Origin of the sequence: Pseudoalteromonas luteoviolacea, from assembly GCF_018100925.1 — a bacterium.
GTDB lineage: Bacteria > Pseudomonadota > Gammaproteobacteria > Enterobacterales > Alteromonadaceae > Pseudoalteromonas > Pseudoalteromonas obscura.
Genome location: NZ_JAGJEH010000006.1, coordinates 57959 through 80697, shown reverse-complemented (window position 1 = coordinate 80697; position 22739 = coordinate 57959). Strand labels below are relative to the sequence as shown.

Below are 22739 nucleotides of genomic sequence, written 5' to 3'. Positions count from 1 at the left end.
ATGTAAAACAGCATATAAACTCTCCCTTCATTATTGAAATTAATTGATTTAATATAATCATGAATATGATTAATGGTTGAGGTGGCCAGATGGCAAATATCTCGGATATTGAACTAAACCAACTTAGGTTGTTGCAGATTATCTTTGAAACAAAAAACTTAACACGGGCAGGAGAACGCGCAGGGTTAACGCAATCTGCGGTCAGTCATACGCTAAAAAAACTCCGCCACAGCTTCAACGATTCACTGGTAATTCGACAGGGCAACCAGTTGGTCATGACACCGCGTGCCGAGACATTAAAGCCGCAGTTAAATAGGTGGCTGAACGACTTTGAAAAAAACATTCTTTTCCAAGAGCAGTTTGAACCAAAAACGTCTACTCGAACATTTTTTATTGCTACCAGTGATTTAGTTGAGCAGGCGTTATCAGCGCCGCTAATCACACATCTAGCCGGTATTGCGCCACAGATCAGAGTGGTGTTTCGTAAGCTGGATAAGCGAGGGTTGGCTAGTCAAATTGAAAGTGGTGAAGTTGATTTTTCTATCAGTGTTATGGAGTCGAGTCACCCAAGCTTAATGGTAACAACCCTATACAAAGATGACTTTGTTTCAATTGCCAGAAATGGGCACCCAGTCTTGGAGAGCCCTCAAGACATGAAAGCATTTTGTCATTATCCACATGTATTAGCTGGAACGGGTAAGGATACGCGAGGTATGGTGGATGATGCGTTAAATGCTCTGGGGTTATCTCGGACAGTTCAGTACAAGGTCGCAAACTTTTCCAGTGCACCCTATATCGTAGAGCAAACAGATGCAATTTTTACTGCGCCGAGGAAGTTCATAAAAGCGATTGGTCATCAGTTCCAAGTATCAAAATTTGAGACCCCAGTCTCTATAGATTCATATGCAATGAAGTTGTATTGGCACATAAAGAACAATGATGAACAAGCCATCAAGTGGTTTCGTGAGCAGCTAATTATTGTCGCGCGAGGTGAGCTCTGAGTGCATTTGATCGAGTCCATATCGTGACTAAACGCAATTGCCTGTTAAAACGAAGCGGTTGAATTATCATCATCGCAGAGAATGAATAAGGAGAGCTGAATGCGTGTAGTTTCTTTTTTAAGTGGGTTGTTGTTAGTTGGGTGCACAAGTACGCAGTCCCCAGTAAAATTTAATGAGGATCACTGGCGATATGCGACCGACCCGCACGGTAGCCAAGTGTTACTCGATGAACCTCTGGTGCAAAATAACCGCGTTAAAATAGGCTTTGATCGTGTACCTAGGGTAGATAAACAAAATAACTCTTGGGTTGAATTAATTTATGATATTCCCAGTGGAAACTTGAATGGCTTAGATAGCATCGAATTGACCTATCAAAGTGATCAACCGCTTGTGATTAAATTATCACAGCAAGAATATGGCGGTCAGGGAGACAAAAGTTATGCGCACTATCAAGTGGTGTTGCCACGAGCACTCACACCTCAAACTCAGCGAGTAACCTTACAGCAATTTACTCGACCTGACTGGACACCGTTGTGGTCTAAGGATAGAGGGATCATCAAATCTTCGGTTTCTGCGTTATATTTTGTTCCTGACTTAACAGACAAAGCGGGTGGTCGAGCATCCATGACAATTCATCAGTTAAACTTGCAATAACGTCAGAGCAAAGACGACTGTCTAAAAGCACACTTCTGGGTGTGCTGTCGTTCACACGATTGCGTTCACACGCCAGCGTTTATACGACTAACCATTACCCCCATCCGTATCGTCGCGCACAATGCGTTTGATCACTGCACTATACAATTTTTAGATGTCATCAATTTCCTCCACTCATAGCGATGCAAAGAGGGAGTTGCAGGATTAATTTGAAAAATTAGCGTTTTTGACAATGATTAAGTAAATGCATAAGTGGTTAGATGAAATATGAGTTCTAGTCAATTACAACGTGCCGAATTATTGGGTTGGGTATCACAAGAGTGCGTATGGGCGTAAAGTATCGTACAACCCCGTGGTTTGTCCCTGCAATTTCGGCAATACTGGTGTTGTCAGTATTGCTTTATTTCAGCATGTTAGAACAGTCAAAATTGATCAACAAAGAACTTGATGAAATCAAAGAGCAGCGGGCTTGGCAAGCGGGGTTTATCGCCGAGCAGATTGAGCAAAGGTTACAGTATGCGTCTGAGTCATCTGGGCGCTTAGCAAGAGCTTTGCAATTACGCTTAGAGCAAGGTTATCCAACTTTAGGTAAGCAACTGTCGGAGCTTATCCAACCGTATCCTGATGGTTCACAGCGGACGCGCAAAAGTGGGTTTGATGGTTTTCACCAAGCTGGTATTTATTTACCACCAGGTAGCGAGTTGTCAGCAAAACAATCTCAAAGGTTATTAACGGCAAAACAAATTGTTGAAACCTTTGGTCAAGGAGCTTTGTCGAATCAATTTTCAGATACTTGGTTTATGAATCGAACCGGAGGCATTGTCATTTATTGGCCCGAGGTGCCTGAATTCGTATTCAAAGCGCAAGCTGGATTTAGCTATAAGGGGACGCCATGGTTGGTGCCAAATGCTGCTCCTGGTACCTATTGGACCCCCTTGGTGGAAGATCCAATTCCTCAATTATTGATGTTGTCTGCTGTAACGCCAGTTTATATCGAAGATAAATGGTACGGCACTGTTGGGCACGACATTACCTTACAGAGCCTGCTAGATAACGCAAAGTTGCTAAAAGGGGAGCAACATAGTGCTTTTATTTTACTAAACGAAAAAAGCGAAATCGTTGCATCTGATATTGAAAGCTTGATGCAAGCCGGGGGCGCGGAAGACTTTAAAACATTTGAGCACGGCGTGTGGTATGAGGCGTATCAAAAACTATGGGCGCACAGTGAGTCATATCTAGCCTATAAATCGCGACTGTTCACAATGTCAGTTATTGATTCTCAAGGGTGGGTTTTACTCACCTCAATGCCGCTTAAACCTGCCACAGATAAAATTGAACAAGCTTTTACCGCGCTGCAAACAATGGCGTTCATTAGTATTGCAGTTGAGGTCATTATATTGACTGTGTTGTTTGCGTTTTTCCACCGCCGCAATAGAGCTTACGTCAGGCACCTCAAAGACATTTCGCAAACCCTTGCGCAGGAAAAGCAACGCTATCAAGCACTGGTAGATAAAATCCCGTCAATCGTTTATCGCTGCAAGAATGATAAATATTGGACGATGTTGTACTTAAATGGAGCCATAGAAGCCGTTACTGGCTACCTCGCCGAAGACTTTATCGACAATAAAGCGCTGGCGTTTGCCGATATTATTTATCCAGATGATCAAGGTATGGTGTGGCAAGTGATCCAAGATGAGCTAGAGACAACAGGTAAGTTTAAGGTGATCTACAGAGTAATTCATCGCGCCGGAGGGATTAGATGGATGATAGAACGGGGAGGTTATAGTGATAATCAGCAGAACATTGAGGGCGTGATCACCGATATTACAGAACTCAAAGAAACAGAGCAAAAGCTGAAAATATCAAATATGACTTTAGATGAAAAGGTGGCATTAAAAACAGCAGAATTGCAAGTTGCTAATCAAGAGCTGACCGATCAAACAACTAAATTGCAGGCCTCTCTAATAGCGCTGCAACAAACTCAGAATGAGCTGGTGGAAGCGGAAAAAATGGCTTCAATGACCAATATGGTGGTAGGTATGGCTCATGAGATCAATACGCCGATTGGCAATATTGCAATTGCAGAGTCGGTTATGAAATCAAAAATTGAGGCTTTACTGTCTGCTATTGATCATGATCAGCTGAAAAAGGCTAGCCTGCTAGAAACACTTGATGTGATTCAAATGAGCTTGCAGTCAAATAGTGCGAGCGTAGACAAGTTGGTGGCATTAAGTGAGAAGTTTCAAGGTCTAGGTTATCGGCATGAAACAGACGCGCCGCACAATGCTTTTTCATTGTCTCAACTTGGCACACAAGTAATTGAAAAATTTGCGGTACGCTTTGCAGACAATAGAGTGACTTATGCATTGAATATCGATCCAAATATATCTTTACATGGCTCTGCTGAAGCGATGGATGAAGTGCTGAGTAAATTGATAGACAACTCGATTAAGCATGGCTTTACCGTGGCGCAAAAAGGACATATTGAAATAAGTGCAAATATCATAGATGCGGGGCGCATGGTTCAGCTTATTTATTGTGATAATGGCTGTGGGATTGAGCAAACAATGGCGAAGAACATTTTTGTTCCTTTTGCAGCACATGCATTAGGCAAGGGCAGTGGCGGCTTAGGGCTTGGCCGTTTATACAATATCATCAAAAATGAATTCAATGGCAAAATTGAATTGCAGTCGCAAAACGGGCGCTCAGGCACATGCTTTATTATATTGTGCCCATTGACCAATAGCTTATAAGTGCTGCGACGGGCGGCACAGTATTGCGCCACTTCAACCCTCCATCCATGAATAAATAAAAATTGTCACAGTTTATTTATCCACCGGGACTTTATCTATAGCAACCATTCAAAAGGAAAACATATGTTAAAGTCGGTAAATCAATATGCTGTTTCACCGTGGCTAGCGAGGAGGTAAGGGAATGAACGTAGATACACAACTGGAAAAATTAGTTGAGGCTGCAAAGTCAGGGGATCAAAAAGCGTTTTCCACACTGATTGATCAGCTCTCGAACGTGGTCAGTAGCATTGCATTGGCGATCACTAAAGATGTGAATCACAGTGAGGACGTCAGCCAAAAAGTATTTATTAAGGTTTGGCAAAAGCTAGGGGAGCTCAAGAATAATGCCAGTATACTGCCTTGGATCAGGCAGCTTACACGCTATACGGCGATAAACCACCTAAGAGATTTGGGGGCTGTAGAGCAGCACCAAGTGAGTTCAGCTTGTGCAGAGCAACAATTAAACCAGCTCTTTGATGGCAGTATGCCCCTAGACTCATTACTTGTTCAGCAACAACAAAACCAAGTCCTTTATCACTTTGTAGATTCGTTGCCTGATGAAAGTCGGGAAGTGGTTTTGCTGTACTATCGAGAAGAGCAAAGCACGCATGCTGTCAGCGTATTACTTGGGATAAATGAAGGGGTAGTAAGAAAGCGCCTTGAGCGGGTACGTCGGCAGCTTAAAAGTCAAATTTTGGCAAAATATGGCAAAGTGATTTTGGCAACGGCACCTGTGGGGTTGTCATCCATGGTAATGTCCCTAGCGGTGACAGCACCACCGGCAGCTGCAATGACGGTAAGTACAGTGGTGTCAGGTTATCAAACGTCGTGGTTTTGGCAGCTGATTAGTCTATTCGGAGGCGCCGTCACCGGGGGGATATTGGCATTACTGGCCAATGAACTAAGTGCAAAACGTGCTCTCAAACATTTTGATGATATAGCGGTCGTTGCGCAATTACATCGCGCGAGAAAAATCACCAACCTGTGGATCATCGCAAGTGTTATTATCATGATGGTGTGCTATGAAATTAGTTCGGGCTGGCTGTTGCCCTTGTTGAGTTTTGTATTTCTGTTGATAGGCGTGACGCGCTTCACTTTATTGATGGCCGTCGCCAATAAGCGTCGTTTGTTACAGCAAGCAGAGCTTGATCAGAGCGCTTATCAGCGCCTCGCAAGACAACAAAAATATGGCATGCTTGGTTGGTGTTTAGGCGTAATAGGTGGCTCAGCAGGGTTAATTGGTGGATTTGTGCAAACAGGGCGGTTGGCGCAAATACTTTAGTTCGTGCGCCAGTCTCAGTGATGAAGAGAGTCATAGTCTGCTATTTTCTATGTACAAAGATAGCAGGCTAACATATGCTGCTTTATTTCTTTGAGGCAATTGGGATGATATTAAATTTCAAGGAACTATCACCAAACCGTGTTTATCATACTCTGACCCAAACTGTGGTCCCTAGGCCCATTGCTTGGGTATTATCGAAAAACACACAAGGGGTATTAAATTTAGCGCCTTTTTCTTACTTCACAGCGATCAGTTCTGATCCTGCTATTTTAATGTATGCAGTGGGACAGAAACCCACAGGAGAGTACAAAGATTCTGTGGTGAATGTTGAAGCGACAGAAGAGTTGGTTATCCACATCGCTGACAGTGCTTTAGCTCATGAGGTTACCCAGTCGGCGGCATCACTACCAAATGATGAGTCAGAGTTAGATCTACTTGATTTGGATTTGGTTGATTTTCCTGATTCACCTCTGCCCAGATTAGAAAAAGCAAAAGTAGCGTTCGCATGTAAACTACATAAAGTGGTTGAAATGGGAGAATTGCCCATGAAGTTAGTGTTTGTTGAAGTGACACAGGCCTATATTGATGATGAAATAGTTCAACTCGATGAAAAAGCGCGCAGTAAAGTTGATGCATTGAAATTAGATCCACTAGCGAGGCTGGGGGGCGCTGAATTCGCCAGTTTAGGTGAGGTATTTAAGTCTGCACGGCCACAATAGCCGTGCAGATAACGAGCGCTAGGTTCCTAGCGTTCACTCGCTTATGTTATTGAAAGTTAACAGTCACTTCCGGTGAGCAAATGTCACCATCTTGACACAGCTTGTAGGTGTAACTTGTTGCGGCTGCATTGCGAGAGAAGTCACGGAATTTACCTGTGTTATTGACTGTGCGGATCAATTGTCCGTCACGGTAAATTGAAACCTGCTCGGCAGTAGAGCCGCTCCATTTTAATTCAACTCGGATTGAGCCCAAACGTGTTTTATTCGCACGGACGATTTCAAGTTGTGGATTGTCAGAGCTTACTATCACAGATTGTGTGCTTGTATGGGTATTTCCCTTACTGTCAGTTACAGTCAAGGCAACGTCATACGTACCAGAGGCAGCGAAAGTATGTACAGGGTTTTGCTGATCACTGACATTTCCGTCGCCAAAGTCCCATGCTCGACTGACAATGTCATCGTTGACATCTGTACTGGTGTCAGTAAAGGTGACGTTTAGTCCTTCACGAACAAAATTGAAGCCAGAGACTGGTGGTTGATCAGAGATCTCGCCAATACCTGTAAGAGTCACAGACCAGTTATTCAAAGTACCAGTGTCTAAAGTCGCATTGTCCACGACTTTCAATGTCCACTCACCTGTTGCCACTTCTCCGTTAAACGCATCTGAAGTAAAGCTACCGACGATGTCATCAGCGCCGCCACCGGTGCGATTGTGCAGGGTTGCCACAGTGCCCGCAGGTGATGTAAGCGTTACCAATAGATCACTAATATATGTATGACTGATGTTTAATGCCACACTAGAGCCAAAAATAGTGATTGGGTCCACGATGTTGATCTTTGACTCTACACCAGCTTGATTGTTATCAGGTATGTCTACACTGGTTGTGTTGTCATAGGTAAAATCACGCAACCCTTGAGGTAGTACAGTCAGAGATACTTGTTTTTGTTGACTGAGCTGACCAGACGTCGCATCAACTGTGAAGCTATAATCGCCCCATGCAGTTTCAGCTGTGGTTGGCACACTCAGCACTGCGGTATCACCAGGCTTTACTGTTGTCTTTGACAGTGTGACACCATTTAAGTCGCCGCTTGCTGTCAATGCGATGTCACCATCCCAGTTTGCAATTGAACTAAACGTCAACTGGTAATCAGCATTTTCCCCAGCTGTTACTTCTTGTGCTACTGGTGTAGCTATCACTCTAAAGCCAGGCTCCGGATCTGCGTCTATCAGTGCTTGGTGCGCGTCAAGTCGTTTCCCTGACACTGTTTTACCTTCTAATGCGGCAATTGGCTTACCAGATTCCATCAAGAGGTTTTTTAGTTCAAGAGTTGTCAGGCTTGGATTCACTGCCAGTGCCAATGCAGCTGCACCAGCTACATGAGGCGTCGCCATTGAAGTACCAGAAAAAGATGAGTAGCCACCACCAGGTACTGTTGATAATACATTGCTACCCGGCGCACCTAAATCGACAGATGTAAGTCCCCATTGTGAGAATGAAGACATGCTATCAGTGTGGGTTGTTGATGCGACAGCAAGGACACTATCGTGATCATAGCTAGACGGGTAGCCAGGTGAAACATCATTGTCCCTAGCACTGTTACCAGCTGCTGCAACAAATAAAATGCCAGCTTGCTCGCTCGCTGTAATTGAGTCATAAAGCGCTTGGTTGAAACCGCCTCCGCCCCAGCTGTTATTTAGCACACTGACATTATGACCCGCATTTTTTAGTCCTACCATATAGTCAATACACTTAATAGCGTCGCCAGTAGATCCACTACCTGAAGAGTTTAAGAACTTACAACCGACGATGGATACCTCGTGGTTAACGCCGACAACGCCTAGCGCATTATTTCCGGTAGCACCAATGGTACCTGAAACGTGAGTACCATGGCCTTGGTCATCCATTGGGTCACCGCTATCGGTAATTGCATTGATACCATATACATCATCGACATAGCCGTTGCCGTCATTGTCAACACCATCGCCTGCAATTTCACCAGGGTTGAGCCACATGTTTGCGGCAAGATCAGGGTGATTATAATCTACACCGGTATCGATAACACCGACAATGACGTCGCGAGAACCGATACTGATGTCCCATGCTTCTGGGGCATTAATGTCAGCATCATTAGTACCGCCTGTTTGTCCGGTATTATGCAAACCCCAAAGTTCATCAAAGCGGCTATCGTCAGGAATAGCTAGAGCCGTAACGATATAGTTTGGTTCAACATATGAAACAGCAGGGTGTTTTTCTAGTAGCTTGATAGCTTGCTTGGGCGTCATGCCATCTAAGTCAAACTTGGCTAATCGGCCGTTCAAAACATTCTTATAGTTGTCATCTTTTTCATCGGCATTGCTATCGGAAATACGAGCTTTGACGAGTTGTCTAGCTTGAGCACGCATGGCAACACTCGCATTGTCTTTAAATACAACGAGTACACTGTCATCAATTGTTTGTGTTGTAGATTGAATTTGCACTGCTGCGTGTGAATTAAAGGCAAGCAATGGCGTGAGTGCCAGAGTTAAAGCTGTAAGTTTAGTTTTCATCATTCTTCCAATATTAGTTGTTCTAAGTGGTTAGAAGTTGTGCATGTGAGCACGACTACTTTTTGTGACTTCTTCTAAGAACTGATGACGACATCATTTTGGGCAACGTCTTAAAACCTAATATAGAGAATTAGCGGACATCAAATTGAAATTAGTTCAATAGTTAAATTTCATGTTTTTTTGTGACTTTTATGTATGCTTTTTAGCTATGGCTCATGCTTTTTTGGTATTTGCAGTCACTTAATGCTCAATTTTTTTATCCTTTTTCTACTCATACTTTTTTGGTATCCGGAGGGGGGATTACTTACATAAAATTGATAATTTACTATAAGTTTATGATTATAATGGAGTAATTTATTCAATAAAATTTCTCATTTATCTTCATCAAATAGCAAATTAGAGTGAATACGTGACTTGCTTTCTAGTCTACTCAGTTTCCACAGAATAAATACTGAATTAGATCAAAAAGTGACAAACCAATAATTAAAGAACTTCTAAATAAGAACAGGACGCATCATGATTTATTCTCAAGTTTTTATGAACTGGAATAGATCAACTTTAATTAGCAGTACTTTGTATAGCGAATGCACTTTATTTTAGTTTGAGTTTTTTTGTCCCGGCAACGACGAATTTTCGCGCAGTTAATTTCAATAAATGTAAAGCATATCAGGTACTAAAATCAAAATTAAAACGCAAAAACACTAAGGAGAAAAGTGTGAAGTTTTCTAAATCATTAATTAGCTGCGCATTGGCCGTTGCATTTACTCAATCAGTTGCGGCTCAAACGGTACAAGAAACAGGCAAAACACAATCTATTTCTAACTTGAGTCAAATCGAAAGAGGCCTTACAACAGGAAATTCGCTTACGCTCACGCAAAACTCATCTTTGGGTGGTAATTCACAGGTGAGTTTCCAAGAGGGAACAAGCAATCAGGCGAGCGTGACTACAACTGGTAACTTCAATGAAACCACGACGAACCAAACGGGCACAAGCCACGCAATACTTGTAACAACAACGGGTGATAGCAATATTCAAAGCTATACCCAAGACGGTGACTCTCACGGCGTTGAAACAACGTTGACAGGTAACAGCAACCAACTTGCGGTGGCACAAACCGGTGAAGGTTACTTTGGTATCAACAATGAAGTTATCAATGTCATCAATGGTGATGAAAACGATGTACGCGTGTCGCAAAGCACTGGCGGCCACTGGATGTATAACAAAAACATGCAAGGCAACCAAAATACAGTCACAAGTACTCAATCAGGTAGTTGGCATGAAGTGCATCTGAATAATGTTACAGGTGACCAAAACGCCTTCACAATTGATCAAAATGGCGTATTCAATAAGGTAGAGATTGAAACTCTCGTTGGTGACGACAATGATATTGAAGTGTCGCAAATTGGTGAGGATCACCGCATTGAAATAGGTCAAGTAACTGGCAATGACAATGACATTGAATTTGAGCAAAGTGAAGGTAATGACAACACCATCAATGTTGCTGGCATTGTAGGTAGCGACAACAACTTACAGGTAGATCAAGAAGGCAACAAAATTAAGTTTGAAAGTGGCCTGTTCGAAGGGAATGACAATGATGTTACTGTGACTCAACGAGGCGATGACTCTTCTGTCGGTGTTGATATTCAAGGCGATAACAACACAGTTACGAGTGCGCAGCAAGCGCTTAATCAAGATGCGGGTTTGAACACGCTTTATGTCGGTCTAGCGGGTGACAATAACGAGATCACAACCATGCAAATTGGTGAGCAAAATGATGCCCACATTGCGCTCTTTAATGGTGATGACAACGACGTAGACCTTGTTCAAAACGGCAGTCAAAATGAGTTTTTACTACAATCCTCAGAGCCTGATCCGAGTATTGAAGCTAACAACAATGATGTAACTGTTGTACAAAATGACATTGGTAATAGCACTGCAATTACCATGGGATACGCGGTAGCTAGTTCGAATAACCAAATTGATATCGCACAAGCTGGTGAGCTCAACGTGATCGATTTATTACTTGAAGGTGGTAGTAACTCAATTGACCTAGCGCAAGATGGCAGCAATAACTTTATTGCAGGCATTGAGTCAGGCGGTTTTGTAGTAGCTGGCAATGACAATATAGTGTCTATCAGTCAAACAGGTAACGGCAACTTGGTTGAAGGTGGTGTTACTGGTAATGCGCAAACTTTGCGTATTACACAAATTGGTGACAATAACGTCGCAACAGTGACACAGCAGTAATAATGTAAGAGGGGGCTTTGCCCCCTGACTATTATGAAACACATATTATGCATGTTGATACTGTTTGGCCTGTGCAGCACCTCAATTGCAAAAACATCCAAACAGACTGAAGAAGTTGAATTAGGTGGTCTGGTAATGGACCAAAGCATTAGTCGCTTTGGTTATCAATTTTATTATGACTTCTCACAACTTTGGCGAGAACTGCCTAATACTTCTGGTGTAAATATCACGATAAAAGAAACTGTATTACCCCGTGCAGGTACTCGACTAGATGTGCGTATGAATCGTCGTTTAGTTTACAGTACGGCAATGGGGCGTCGCGGAGGCCCTATGGATGAGCGAGTTGAAGCTGCGCTATTTGCGGTTATGGATGCCATGGCCAGTGATCGTTACCAACAAGGTTCTCCCGATTTAGCTGAAAGCGGATGGTAGTAATGAAAACAACAATATTGGTCTATTTATCTTTTTTCACTCTGAGTGCATCAGCAACGGAGATTGTTTACAAACCCATTAACCCTTCATTTGGTGGTAATCCACTAAATGCAAATATGCTACTCAATAAAGCCAATGCCCAAAATAAACATCGTGCGCCAATTATCGAAAAGTCTTACGGAGAACGATTTCAAGAATCATTGGAGCGGACATACCTCAACCGTATGGTGCGAGAGATCTCAGACATGGCATTTGGTGATGATGTAGAAGACAGCATTTTTAATGAAGACTCTACATTTACAAGTGGTGACTATGAAATACAAGTGATCACGAGTACACCAGATTCAATAACGGTGCAGATCAAACATATCGACAATGGAGATACCACAATCATTGAAGTGCCGAGGTTTGGCTAATGTATAAAGTAGTTGCAGTATGTTGTTTAGTGTTTCTTGTGGGGTGCAGCAGTATTGGGGCTGTGTTACCACCGGATCAAAGTTTGCCTGAGGCATTAGAGAAAAGTCATGAATTTCAGTCTCTTAAAGAGCTGCCTAAGCCGCGAGGCAGGATCCCTGTCGCAGTGTATTCATTTCGAGATCAAACTGGTCAATACAAACCAAAGGATAATGTCAGTTCATTCTCAACGGCAGTAACTCAAGGCGCCAACTCTATTCTGATGCAAGCATTACATGAAACAGAGTGGTTTATTCCGGTAGAGCGTGAAGGATTGCAAAATTTACTAACAGAGCGAAAAATTACTCGCGCAGCAATGACCGATGAGCAAAAAAAATCAGCGCAGTTACCCCCATTAACGATGGCAAAAATCATTTTTGAAGGCGGGATCATTAGCTATGACTCAAATGTAAAAACGGGCGGCTTAGGTATGGAGTATTTTGGTATTGGTGCTTCGGAGTTATACCGTGAAGACGTGATCTCAATTTATTTACGAGCTGTGGATGTGCGGACCGGTCAAGTATTATTGTCGGTTGCGACAACGAAAAAGGTGCTCTCAATGGAGGTGCGTGCTGGCTTTTTCCGCTATGTGAGTTACAAGCGATTGGCTGAAGCTGAAGCGGGTTTTAGTGAAAATGAACCGATGCATATTTGTGTTACTCAAGCTATTGAAAAGGCGTTAACAATGCTGGTGGAGCAGGGAATTGATAGGGGGGTTTGGGCAGCAAAAGAGCAGGCTGTTGCTGCCTTACCGAAAGAAGTTAATGGCGCTGTATTGAGACCGGGGCAGAGTTAAGGGGAATATGTTTTTGTGCCCAGTTTGCCAACTCTATACGATTGCGTGAGTTGGTTTTTTTAAAGGCGCTATAAATATGTGTTTTGACGGTGTGACTACTGATGTTGAGCGAATCTGCTATATCGTCATTTTTTGCACCGCTGGCCAATAATTTGATCACTGACTTTTCTCGAGCAGTCAGCAGCTCAAGCTCTGAGTCTTGAATATCCAATGATTGCGGGCGAGGAATATTGGGTATTTGTTGGATAAGCTCGTTAAAGGCTTGAGAGATAGAGGTACGGCAGAACCACAACTCGCCATTAAGTACACGTTGGATCCCTTTGAAAATATTTTCTGCTGATGTGTTTTGGTAAATTACACCTTTAATTCGTGCAAGAAGGGCTGTTTGCTCATTGACTAAGTTTGGCTGAGCGTTAAATAACAATACGTTTTGTTGTGACGCCAAGGCACTGACTTCTGCGCTGAGCAAATCTTGGCATTCACGGTGGCTAATATCAACCAAGTATAAATGATGTTGAGCCCGTAGGGGTGTATCAGGTAGGCGAGTATCTATTTTAATTTGATTACTGGTTGCTTCCAGTATTTTCACGAAACGGATAAATTCAAAGTCTTGAGTATCAGTTTTGTTGTGGGTTAAAACAAATAGACTAACTTCCTTGTTGCTAGTTTGAATCGCTTTCATGTTTTTAGACGACCTTTTATTGTTCCTATTACTTTAAATATACATATTTTTCACAATAAGTTTAGCTTTAATTTTCAATTTACTGTGGCTGTATCATTATTTAGTTATAAAGTATGATTAAATGCTCTGAGGGAATTGGAAGGCTTGTCAGTTCAATTGGACGGTCTGTAATAAATGTTAGGCCGTTTTGGGAAGGCGACCTAACATACAACTTAAGGCTTGTTTATCCTAGTGATAAAGTCTTGACCAAGCACATGTTTTGTAACCGTTTTTCTCAAAATAAAAACGGTAACAGTTACCGTCATAGTTATAATTACCTACATCGATACGGTAGCCGCTAATATAGGCGTTGTGTAAGGAGATAAAACGACCATTGTAAAGGAGTGAAAAGTGGACATGGGGTCCGCTCGATTGTCCCCCTTGGCAAAGAGCCATATTGCGATTATTTGCGTATCTGCCTAACCAATCGCCCGCAGAGATATAGTCTCCGGTACTATATTGTAAGTTGTCCATGTGGTAATACTGAGTCGAGTATCCGCTTGAGTGTGTGACTCTGATATTGCACGCTGAATAACGAGTTACTTTTCCTCCATGGGCCGCTTGCACCCACGGAGTGTTCGATCCCCAACCACCAGAACCATTGTTAAAATCAAGAGAAGAGTATGGGTAACCAGAACCTGTATTGGAATGGGCACCGCCGCTATACCATGCGTAACCTGAGGGCCAAGGTAAGTTCATTGAAAAGTTTACTTGCGGCGCAACAGATTTAGCTTCAAATCGCACTTGTTGAGGTGACAATAAATGTGTTGCAAAGGTGGTGTTATAAAGCTGTGCTAAGGGGGCCAATGCATTTGCGCTTCCCAACAGGCTTGATAGTGCCGCCGTCGCAGAGTTACTCGTTACAGATTTATGTTTAGTTGCATACAATTCAAATGCGTAAAAACGTTGGTTTAATTTCAGTGCAACGTCTTCAAGTTGCGCTTCAAACCCGGTTTTATCGGACCAATTGGCGAAAGGTTTTGTCATGGCTACCTTGCTTGGTTGGCTAATAACCTGACTTGCGTGCTCCATCAGCACGAGAAGCAGCTTAGGGTTGATACTGGTGTACCCTGCCCAATGCAGCAGGGCCTCTTGATGGTCGATGAGGTGTGGCGCTGTGCTATATAACAGAGATTGCCAATCTTCATTGAGTAGTTCATCCGTAAAGATAAATTGTGACTCATCCACTTGGAGCAAAGGGTTGATGGCCAGTTGTTGGATCTGAGATTTTTCAAACTGAAAATCGGGAATATCGAGATGCTGGCCTTCAGCCCTAGTTTCTGAGGCCGTGAGTAAGAGCACCCCAAAGGCCGTAGCCAAGGTGTTTATGTATAGTTTCATGTTGTATCCTCTTGATTGTTTTTTGTACTGCCTTAACTTGTATATCGAGAAGTAATAAAATTGTAAAATAAGAGCTTTGACACTAAATGGGGGAGGCTGTAAAAAAATGAGTACAAATTGAACGGATAATCAATGAGGCTGCAATAATAGCGCGGTAAAGACACACACCCCCATATTGAAGGTGCTTGCCTCGTACTTTAAGTGTCTAGTTGCCCTGTCAAGCGTAAGTACTTTTCAGCCAGGGTATCGAGGTTTTCTCGGTGGTTAGGATCTGGCTTTATGCAGTCAATAGGACAGACACTGACACAGGTGGGTTGGTCATAGTGACCAACACATTCAGTGCACTTATGGGGATCAATTTCGTATACTTTATTGCCCATATAAATGGCCTGGTTTGGACATTCAGGGTCACACATATCACAATTGATGCATTTATTTGTGATGAGTAAGGCCATCATTTAAGCCTTTTTAAATGGGTTTCTGGTATCCTCCTGGGCGCCCAGATTTCGCATCAAAATTGCGTAGTCTAAATCAATGTTTTCTGGCAATGGTATTTGCACTATATGCCCAGAGCCTTTGGCGTCATTGATGGCTTCGCCTTTTTTATTCTCCATATGTTCAAGATTAAAGGCGATATTCCCTTGAGGTGTCATCAGCTCTAAGCTGTGGCCTGTGCAAAATTTATTCTTTACATCTATTTCGACCAGCCCATTTTGATTGCGACCGAGCACTTCGCCAACAAATTGTTGTTTGTCTGACACCGAGTGGCCGTACTCATAATTTTGATAGTCTTGATGGGCATGGCGTTTTAAAAAGCCTTCCGTATAACCTCGGTGGGCGAGGTTTTCCAATGTCCTCATTAAGTTAGGATCAAAAGGTTTTCCAGCTACGGCATCATCTATGGCTTTGCGATAAACCTGAGCCGTGCGTGCAACATAATAAAAAGACTTGGTTCGACCTTCTATTTTTAGGCTGTGTACGCCCATTTTGGTCAACTGATCGACATACTGCACAGCACGCAAATCTTTTGAGTTCATAATATAGGTGCCGTGTTCATCTTCAAACGCAGGCATGAATTCACCGGGTCTGCCTTGCTCTTCTAACATAAAGACTTGCTCAGTTGGCTGTCCATCGCCCAGCGTCGGGATCACATCTTGAGGGTTTACTTTGTGGACAACATCGCCAAGTTCGGTTTCTTGACCTGGCTTAACGTCATAACTCCAACGGCAAGCATTTGTACAGGTGCCCTGATTAGGATCACGTTTATTGATGTATCCAGACAGTAAGCAGCGTCCAGAATACGCCATGCATAGTGCACCATGCACAAATACTTCAAGCTCAGTATTTGGACAAAGCGTGCGGATCTCGGCGATTTCTTCCAGTGACAACTCCCGAGACAAAATAACCCGCTCAATGCCCTGACTTGCCCAAAATTTCACAGAGGCATAATTGACAGCGTTAGCTTGGACAGATAAATGAATAGGCATGTCAGGCCATTTATCTCTCACTAACATAATCAAACCAGGATCGGACATGATCAGTGCATCCGGTTTCATTGCGATAACAGGCTCTATATCCCTTAAGTATGTTTTAACCTTGCTATTGTGGGGAGCTATATTAGAAACCACATAGAGTTTTTTGTTTTGCTGACGAGCCTCATTTATACCTATCTCTAAGTTTGCCAAGTCAAATTCATTATTGCGAACACGCAAACTATATCTTGGTTGTCCGGCATACACGGCATCGGCGCCATACGCAAAAGCGTAACGCATATTCTTTAAACTGCCTGCGGGTGATAGTAGCTCTGGTACAAACATATCTAAACCTCATACATTGAACTGGGTACAAACCAGCTGCTGGGGATGTTAAAAAGCGGCGCAGTATAAGTGAGTTTTGCGCGGCGGATTTTGACGTAGATCAGGTTTATCTCGGGGCTATAAACACGGTATTTCAACAAGGGTGTGGGCTTTTACGTATAAAGAGCGTATAATTCGCGCCCGTAAATATCAACAATTATTATTGGAGCTAAAAAGATGGCTTTAGAGCGTACTTTTTCAATCGTTAAGCCTGATGCGGTAGCTAAAAACCACATCGGTGCAATCTACAACCGTTTTGAGTCTGCTGGTCTTAAGATCGTTGCTTCTAAAATGGTTCACCTTTCTCAAGAGAAAGCTGAAGGTTTCTACGCAGAGCACAAAGAGCGTCCTTTCTTTGGTGCACTAGTTGAGTTCATGACTTCTGGTCCAGTAATGGTTCAGGTTCTTGAAGGTGAAGATGCAGTTCGTAAAAACCGTGAAATCATGGGTGCTACTAACCCTGCTGAAGCACTAGCTGGTACTCTACGTGCTGACTACGCTGATAGCATCGACGAGAACGCAGTACACGGTTCAGATGCAACTGAGTCTGCAGCTCGCGAAATCGCTTACTTCTTCAGCGACGAAGAAATCTGCCCACGTACTCGTTAATATCGAGTTGAGCAGATAAAAAAGGGCTCTAGGGCCCTTTTTTAATCCCTTTAATACACGTTGATCGTTTTGAAAAGCAATTGGGGTGTTTTTGAAAGCGATTACATCATTGCGATGTTTGATTGATTTTTGTACAATTGCGCGCTTTTATTTATGTTGTTCAATCCGTCACCTGAACTGAGGTTGTTTCATGGCCACGACTGAGAAAAAAATTAACCTATTAGATTTAAACCGCGAGGGGATGCGCGAGTTGTTTGCTTCATTTGGCGAAAAGCCATTCCGCGCCGATCAGGTGATGAAGTGGATGTATCACTTTGGTATCGACAACTTTGATGATATGAGCAATATCAACAAAAAGTTGCGTGCAAAGTTACAAAGCCAATGTGAGATCAAGGCTCCTGAAATCTCAGTTAAACAAGTGGCCAGTGATGGCACGATTAAATATGCGATGATTTTGGAAGGGGGTCAGGAAGTTGAAACGGTCTGGATCCCTGAAAAAGACCGCGCAACTTTATGTGTATCATCTCAGGTTGGGTGTGCACTCGAATGTACTTTTTGCTCAACCGCGCAGCAAGGCTTTAACCGTAATTTAAAGGTATCTGAAATCATCGGTCAGGTATGGCGTGTAGCAACAGACATTGGATTGCATAATGGCGATAGCACCAAACGACCAATTACCAATGTTGTAATGATGGGCATGGGGGAGCCATTGCTAAACATTAACAACGTTGTACCTGCGATGGAATTGATGATGGATGACTGGGCATTTGGCTTGTCTAAGCGTCGCGTTACATTGAGTACATCAGGTGTTGTTCCTGCACTGGACATTTTAAAAGAGAAAATTGATGTTGCTTTGGCAATATCATTACATGCGCCAAACAACCCATTGCGCGATGAACTTGTGCCGATCAATAAAAAATATCCAATTGAAGAGTTTTTAGCAGCTTGTCGTCGATATATCGATGGCTCAAAAGCAAACAAAGATGTCACCATTGAGTATGTTATGCTTCAAGGCGTCAATGATAGTACCGATCATGCACATGAATTAGTACAAGTGCTCAAAGGCACACCGTCTAAAATTAACTTAATTCCATTTAACCCATTCCCGGGTAATGACTATGGCCGTTCAAGTAATAGCCGTATTGATCGCTTCTCGAAAGTACTACAAGCTGCTGGTCTGACATGTATTGTACGTCGTACACGCGGAGATGACATTGATGCTGCTTGTGGGCAGTTAGTAGGGGATGTTGTTGACAGAACCAAACGCGTGGTCAGAAAGCAACAAAATCAAGATAATGCAATAGCAGTAAAAGTAGGCTAAAAAATAGATGAAACACAGTGGCTTTCAGGTAAGATAGAGTCACTGTGTCTTAGCAAAAAGGTGGTCAATGCCTGCTTTAACGGATGGTTTACTCACTCAATTCGCGTGTAGTGTGCGTCGGCGTTTGCTGCTCGGCGCAAGCTGTGCTGTCATTTTGACCAGCTTGAGTGGCTGTGTAACCGAAACACGATATGCCAACAGTAACAAACCCGTAGTGCAAAAAAAGACCAATGGCCAAGATGCGGCAAAAACCCGTATTGCACTGGCACTTCAATATCTTAATGCGGGTAATAACACACAGGCAAAGTATAACCTTGACCGGGCTGTAAATCTTGCGCCCAAACTACCAGAAAGTCATTATGCGCTGGCTTACTACTTTGAACAAGTTGGCGAAAATGAGAAAGCGCAAAAAGCATACATTACGGCGTTGGAGTACGGGCCAAATGATCCAAATACACGTAACAACTATGGTGCATTTTTATGTCGTATTGGAGAGTTTGATGCTGCGACTGAACAATTCTTCAAAGCGATAGATATCCCTAGTTACTTGCGGGTCGCGGAAAGTTACGAAAACTTAGCATTGTGTGCGCTGCGCCAAGACAACTTTGAGTTAGCGCTTGAGTATTTAAAACGGGCCCTCGATCACAATTCTCAGCGCCAGTCAGTATTAATTTTGATGGCGAGTGTTTTTTATGCCAAAAGTGAACTACACCGAGCTGAAGATGTTTTAAAAGTTTATGCTGATAAAGGGTTTGTGTCACCAAGAGGCATGTTATTGGAGCATCTACTGTCTGCCCGAATGGGACGTTTGCAGTATGCGCAAGAGTTAGAAACGCTGTTATTACAGACCTACCCGAACTCTCTTGAGGCGAGGCTTGTCTTAAATAACACCTTGCAATTGAGTGAATTTGAGCAGCTCAAAGAACAGTACAGAACAGCCCAGTTAGATAAAATAACTCAAGCAGACGACAACAGAGTTGTTGCAAATCCGCAAATTAAGATCAAGCGCAAAGTTTCTAGTCAGAATAAAATAGCAAACACGACAAAAGAGAACGCCAATCGGGTAGAGCGCAGCCATTCATTGCTACGCGATGGACAAAGTAAGAGCTTACATACTATAAAGGCTGAGGGTTTTGAATCTAAAGGTAATGCGCAACGAGAGATACAACAGAAAGCGTTCACGAGTGGTTCACCTGTAGTGCGTACATTACCCACACTTGATGAATCAACGTTAGAAGAGGTTGTTGCTACCAATCAGACAGAAGAACCCAAAGTACGCTTTACAACCAGTCAGAAGCCAGATACCCCAGAGCAAGTTGTGTTTCATCGCGTTGACCCAAGTGAGATAAGGTTTACTGAGCAAGCTCCTAGCATTGATTTAGGGAACGATGAAAACTTGGGTAAAATGCTGAATGAAGAAGTGTTGATTCCTCAAGTGCCTACCCATCGTATGGAAATGGGGGAAAACCTATTCAGCCTGTCGGTTAAATATAATATTAAGCTAGAAAAGTTGCTAAAATGGAATGCGTTGAAAAAGTCAGATCGACTGGCGATTGGACAAGTTGTGTTTTTAAATAATCCCAATACGACTCATGCCATTGCTAAAGGGGAGTCATTATTTGATATTGCTATGAAGCATAAGTTATTAATTGATGATTTGATGCGCTGGAACAGATTAACGCCTGATGTTGCCCTGACACCAGGGCGACATATTTTAATAGTAGATCCCAATAACTATATTTTATGAATCAAGAAGAGAATGAAACAACGACTGAGTCATTATCACTCGGTCAGACCCTTGCACATGCCAGAGCTGAGCAAAATCTCAGCTTTGATGATATTGCTGCACGGCTAAAATTAAACCACAGTCAAATCACTAAACTTGAAAACGATGAGTACCAGAGTTTAGGGCCTGAAACATTTGTACGGGGTTATGTTAAAAGTTACAGCGCACTACTTGGTTTAGATAGTGAGCAAGTACTTGCTTTATATGAAACCCCAGAAGTTCCAGAACAAAAGCGAAATATGAAAAGCTTTTCGAGGCGCACTGAAAAAGAGGCAAACGATAACCGTTTGATGGTAGTGAGTTACTTAGTGCTGATAGTGTTTGTTGGCCTGTCAGCATTTTGGTGGTGGCAAACAGCAAGTACCTCTGAAGGCCCCGAAGAGATCAGCGGATTAAATGAAGCGATTACTACACCAGAAACGACTTCCTCATCTCTGGTAACTAGTGGCGAAGCGTCTCAAGCAATAGAATCAAATATAGCGACAGCAGATGTTTCGGAACAAGCGGCCAGTGCTGAACCTCTTGAGCAGCCTAGAGAGCAATCCATATTGGCTCAAGACGTAGCAGTTGCATCTGATGAACTCGCTGTGGAGCCCGCAACAAACGACGTTAGCGAAGCCGCTGAAACAATACCAGCAGCATCAGCTCAACAAAGTGAGCCAGTCGCAGAGCAACCCGAGCCCGAAATATTTACCGAAGTGGTGGAGTCAAGCACTGTTGTGATGTATTTCGAGCAAGATAGCTGGGTAGAAATTTTTGATGCAACGCAGGAACGTGTTGCATTTGGTGTAAAAAAAGCAGGGTATACCATGACAGTAACAGGTCTCGCGCCGTTTTCTGTCGTTTTGGGTAAGCATCAAGTGGTTAGTATTGAATTGGATGGTCAACCAATCGATATCTCGGGGTTGCCTCGAAACCGCTTAGCAAAGTTTAAATTACCGTTAGCAGAGTAGTCGTCATGTTTTCAGAATCTCCTATAAAACGCAGAAAATCCACACGTATTAACGTTGGTAATGTCCCGATTGGTGATGGCGCTCCAATTGCTGTTCAGTCAATGACAAATACCGATACATTAGATGTAGATGCAACCGTTGCACAAATTCAGGCTATTCAAGATGCAGGTGCCGACATTGTACGTGTATCTGTTCCGACAATGGATGCAGCTGAAGCATTTAAGAGTATTAAGCAGCAAGTTGATATTCCGTTGGTTGCGGATATCCATTTTGATTACCGTATCGCCTTAAAGGTGGCGCAATATGGTGTTGATTGTCTGCGCATAAACCCGGGTAATATCGGCAGTGAAGACAGGATCAGAGCTGTTGTTGATGCAGCTCAGGAGCGTGATATCCCGATCCGAATTGGTGTAAATGGTGGCTCATTAGAGCGTGATTTACAAGAAAAGTATGGTGAACCGACACCGGAAGCATTACTTGAATCAGCCATGCGTCACGTAGAGATTTTGCAAAGATTAAACTTTGATAAGTTTAAAGTATCTGTAAAAGCATCAGATGTGTTTTTAGCGGTAGGTGCGTACCGTTTACTTGCAAAAGAAATTGACCAGCCACTGCATCTAGGCATCACGGAGGCCGGCGGTTTTAGAGCTGGCTCTGTTAAATCAGCGGTTGGCTTGGGCATGCTACTTGCTGAAGGTATCGGCGATACATTGCGTGTGTCACTGGCGGCTGACCCTGTTCAGGAAATTAAAGTCGGTTTTGATATCTTGAAGTCGTTACGGATCCGCTCTCGTGGCATTAATTTCATTGCTTGTCCAAGCTGTTCAAGACAAGAGTTTGACGTAGTCAACACCATGAACCAGCTAGAAGAAAGACTGGAAGACATCATTTCACCGATCACGGTATCGGTGATAGGCTGTGTGGTTAATGGCCCGGGTGAAGCTCTAGTGAGTGACCTCGGTTTAGCTGGGGCAAACCGCCGTTCAGGCCTGTATATTAATGGTGAGCGTCAAAAGACCCGAATAGATAATGACAACATTGTTGAGCAGTTAGAAGAGCAAGTACGCGATTATGTTGCTAAAAAAGAAGCTCAGCCGAGTATTGATGTCAAAATTATCGAAGAGTAAGCCTTTTAGAGGCTGAATTTATTTCGTTTACGTTTTAATCGAGCAGGGTATAATAGACGCATTTTATCGTACCGTATTCAGGGTTTTGTTGTATCCTGCA

At 43.0% G+C, this 22739-nt stretch carries 19 protein-coding genes; 14 read left to right on the top strand and 5 right to left on the bottom strand.

Annotation, left to right across the window (positions count from 1 at the left end):
* The first annotated feature begins 89 nt into the window (after window positions 1–89).
* The 5 genes from J8M00_RS13945 to J8M00_RS13925 all read left to right on the top strand — a co-directional run bounded on the left by J8M00_RS13945 (window position 90) and on the right by J8M00_RS13925 (window position 6448).
* The gene (locus J8M00_RS13945) at window positions 90–1001 is read left to right on the top strand and encodes a LysR family transcriptional regulator (RefSeq protein WP_211011049.1); all 912 of its coding nucleotides are present in this window, start codon (window positions 90–92) and stop codon (window positions 999–1001) included.
* Window positions 1002–1100: 99 nt separating this feature from the next.
* Window positions 1101–1655, top strand: coding sequence for a hypothetical protein (locus J8M00_RS13940; RefSeq protein WP_211011047.1), 555 nt, complete (start codon window positions 1101–1103; stop codon window positions 1653–1655).
* A gap of 326 nt (window positions 1656–1981) precedes the next feature.
* Window positions 1982–4408, top strand: a complete 2427-nt coding sequence (locus tag J8M00_RS13935; RefSeq protein WP_211011046.1) for an ATP-binding protein — start codon at window positions 1982–1984, stop codon at window positions 4406–4408.
* Window positions 4409–4589: 181 nt separating this feature from the next.
* Window positions 4590–5729 carry an RNA polymerase sigma factor gene (locus J8M00_RS13930; RefSeq protein WP_211011045.1) on the top strand — a complete coding sequence of 380 codons (1140 nt, stop codon included), beginning with the start codon at window positions 4590–4592 and terminating at the stop codon, window positions 5727–5729.
* A gap of 104 nt (window positions 5730–5833) precedes the next feature.
* Window positions 5834–6448, top strand: a complete 615-nt coding sequence (locus tag J8M00_RS13925; protein ID WP_211011044.1) for a flavin reductase family protein — start codon at window positions 5834–5836, stop codon at window positions 6446–6448.
* A gap of 46 nt (window positions 6449–6494) precedes the next feature.
* On the opposite strand, the gene J8M00_RS13920 is transcribed toward J8M00_RS13925, so the two are convergent.
* Window positions 6495–8996 carry a S8 family serine peptidase gene (locus J8M00_RS13920; RefSeq protein WP_211011043.1) on the bottom strand — a complete coding sequence of 834 codons (2502 nt, stop codon included), beginning with the start codon at window positions 8994–8996 and terminating at the stop codon, window positions 6495–6497.
* A gap of 715 nt (window positions 8997–9711) precedes the next feature.
* Between J8M00_RS13920 and J8M00_RS13915 the strand changes: the two genes are divergently transcribed.
* From J8M00_RS13915 to J8M00_RS13900, 4 genes are read left to right on the top strand one after another with little or no spacing between them, the layout of a single operon-like run.
* A complete protein-coding gene (locus J8M00_RS13915) occupies window positions 9712–11244 on the top strand; it encodes a curlin (RefSeq protein ID WP_211011042.1) in 1533 nt (510 codons plus the stop codon).
* A gap of 51 nt (window positions 11245–11295) precedes the next feature.
* Window positions 11296–11676 (top strand): CsgE family curli-type amyloid fiber assembly protein, encoded by a 381-nt coding sequence (locus tag J8M00_RS13910; protein WP_211011041.1) that lies wholly within the window; start codon window positions 11296–11298, stop codon window positions 11674–11676.
* A complete protein-coding gene (locus J8M00_RS13905) occupies window positions 11670–12092 on the top strand; it encodes a curli assembly protein CsgF (protein WP_036976433.1) in 423 nt (140 codons plus the stop codon). The genes J8M00_RS13910 and J8M00_RS13905 overlap by 7 nt, the downstream gene beginning before the upstream one ends.
* Window positions 12092–12925, top strand: a complete 834-nt coding sequence (locus J8M00_RS13900) for a CsgG/HfaB family protein (RefSeq protein WP_211011040.1) — start codon at window positions 12092–12094, stop codon at window positions 12923–12925. The genes J8M00_RS13905 and J8M00_RS13900 overlap by 1 nt, the downstream gene beginning before the upstream one ends.
* Here the strand turns inward: J8M00_RS13900 and J8M00_RS13895 are convergent.
* From J8M00_RS13895 to yegQ, 4 genes are all read right to left on the bottom strand, one after another.
* Window positions 12891–13607 (bottom strand): helix-turn-helix transcriptional regulator, encoded by a 717-nt coding sequence (locus J8M00_RS13895; protein ID WP_211011039.1) that lies wholly within the window; start codon window positions 13605–13607, stop codon window positions 12891–12893. The genes J8M00_RS13900 and J8M00_RS13895 overlap by 35 nt on opposite strands.
* Window positions 13608–13835: 228 nt before the next feature.
* The gene (locus J8M00_RS13890) at window positions 13836–14987 is read right to left on the bottom strand and encodes a M23 family metallopeptidase (protein ID WP_211011037.1); all 1152 of its coding nucleotides are present in this window, start codon (window positions 14985–14987) and stop codon (window positions 13836–13838) included.
* Window positions 14988–15184: 197 nt separating this feature from the next.
* Window positions 15185–15442 (bottom strand): YfhL family 4Fe-4S dicluster ferredoxin, encoded by a 258-nt coding sequence (locus J8M00_RS13885; RefSeq protein ID WP_211011035.1) that lies wholly within the window; start codon window positions 15440–15442, stop codon window positions 15185–15187.
* Window positions 15443–15445: 3 nt separating this feature from the next.
* Window positions 15446–16804, bottom strand: a complete 1359-nt coding sequence (gene yegQ / locus J8M00_RS13880) for a tRNA 5-hydroxyuridine modification protein YegQ (protein WP_211011033.1) — start codon at window positions 16802–16804, stop codon at window positions 15446–15448.
* 216 nt (window positions 16805–17020) lie between these two features.
* Between yegQ and ndk the strand changes: the two genes are divergently transcribed.
* From ndk to ispG, 5 genes are all read left to right on the top strand, one after another.
* Window positions 17021–17452, top strand: a complete 432-nt coding sequence (gene ndk, locus J8M00_RS13875; RefSeq protein WP_023399882.1) for a nucleoside-diphosphate kinase — start codon at window positions 17021–17023, stop codon at window positions 17450–17452.
* 190 nt (window positions 17453–17642) lie between these two features.
* Window positions 17643–18773 carry a bifunctional tRNA (adenosine(37)-C2)-methyltransferase TrmG/ribosomal RNA large subunit methyltransferase RlmN gene (locus tag J8M00_RS13870; protein WP_211011031.1) on the top strand — a complete coding sequence of 377 codons (1131 nt, stop codon included), beginning with the start codon at window positions 17643–17645 and terminating at the stop codon, window positions 18771–18773.
* A gap of 67 nt (window positions 18774–18840) precedes the next feature.
* Window positions 18841–20520: a type IV pilus biogenesis/stability protein PilW gene (gene pilW, locus J8M00_RS13865; protein WP_211011030.1), complete on the top strand. Its 1680-nt coding sequence runs from the start codon at window positions 18841–18843 to the stop codon at window positions 20518–20520.
* A complete protein-coding gene (locus J8M00_RS13860) occupies window positions 20517–21512 on the top strand; it encodes a RodZ domain-containing protein (RefSeq protein ID WP_211011028.1) in 996 nt (331 codons plus the stop codon). Before pilW ends, J8M00_RS13860 begins: the two co-directional genes overlap by 4 nt.
* A 5-nt stretch (window positions 21513–21517) precedes the next feature.
* On the top strand, window positions 21518–22639 hold the full coding sequence (gene ispG, locus J8M00_RS13855) for a flavodoxin-dependent (E)-4-hydroxy-3-methylbut-2-enyl-diphosphate synthase (protein WP_211011026.1): 1122 nt from the start codon (window positions 21518–21520) through the stop codon (window positions 22637–22639).
* Window positions 22640–22739 lie beyond the last annotated feature (100 nt).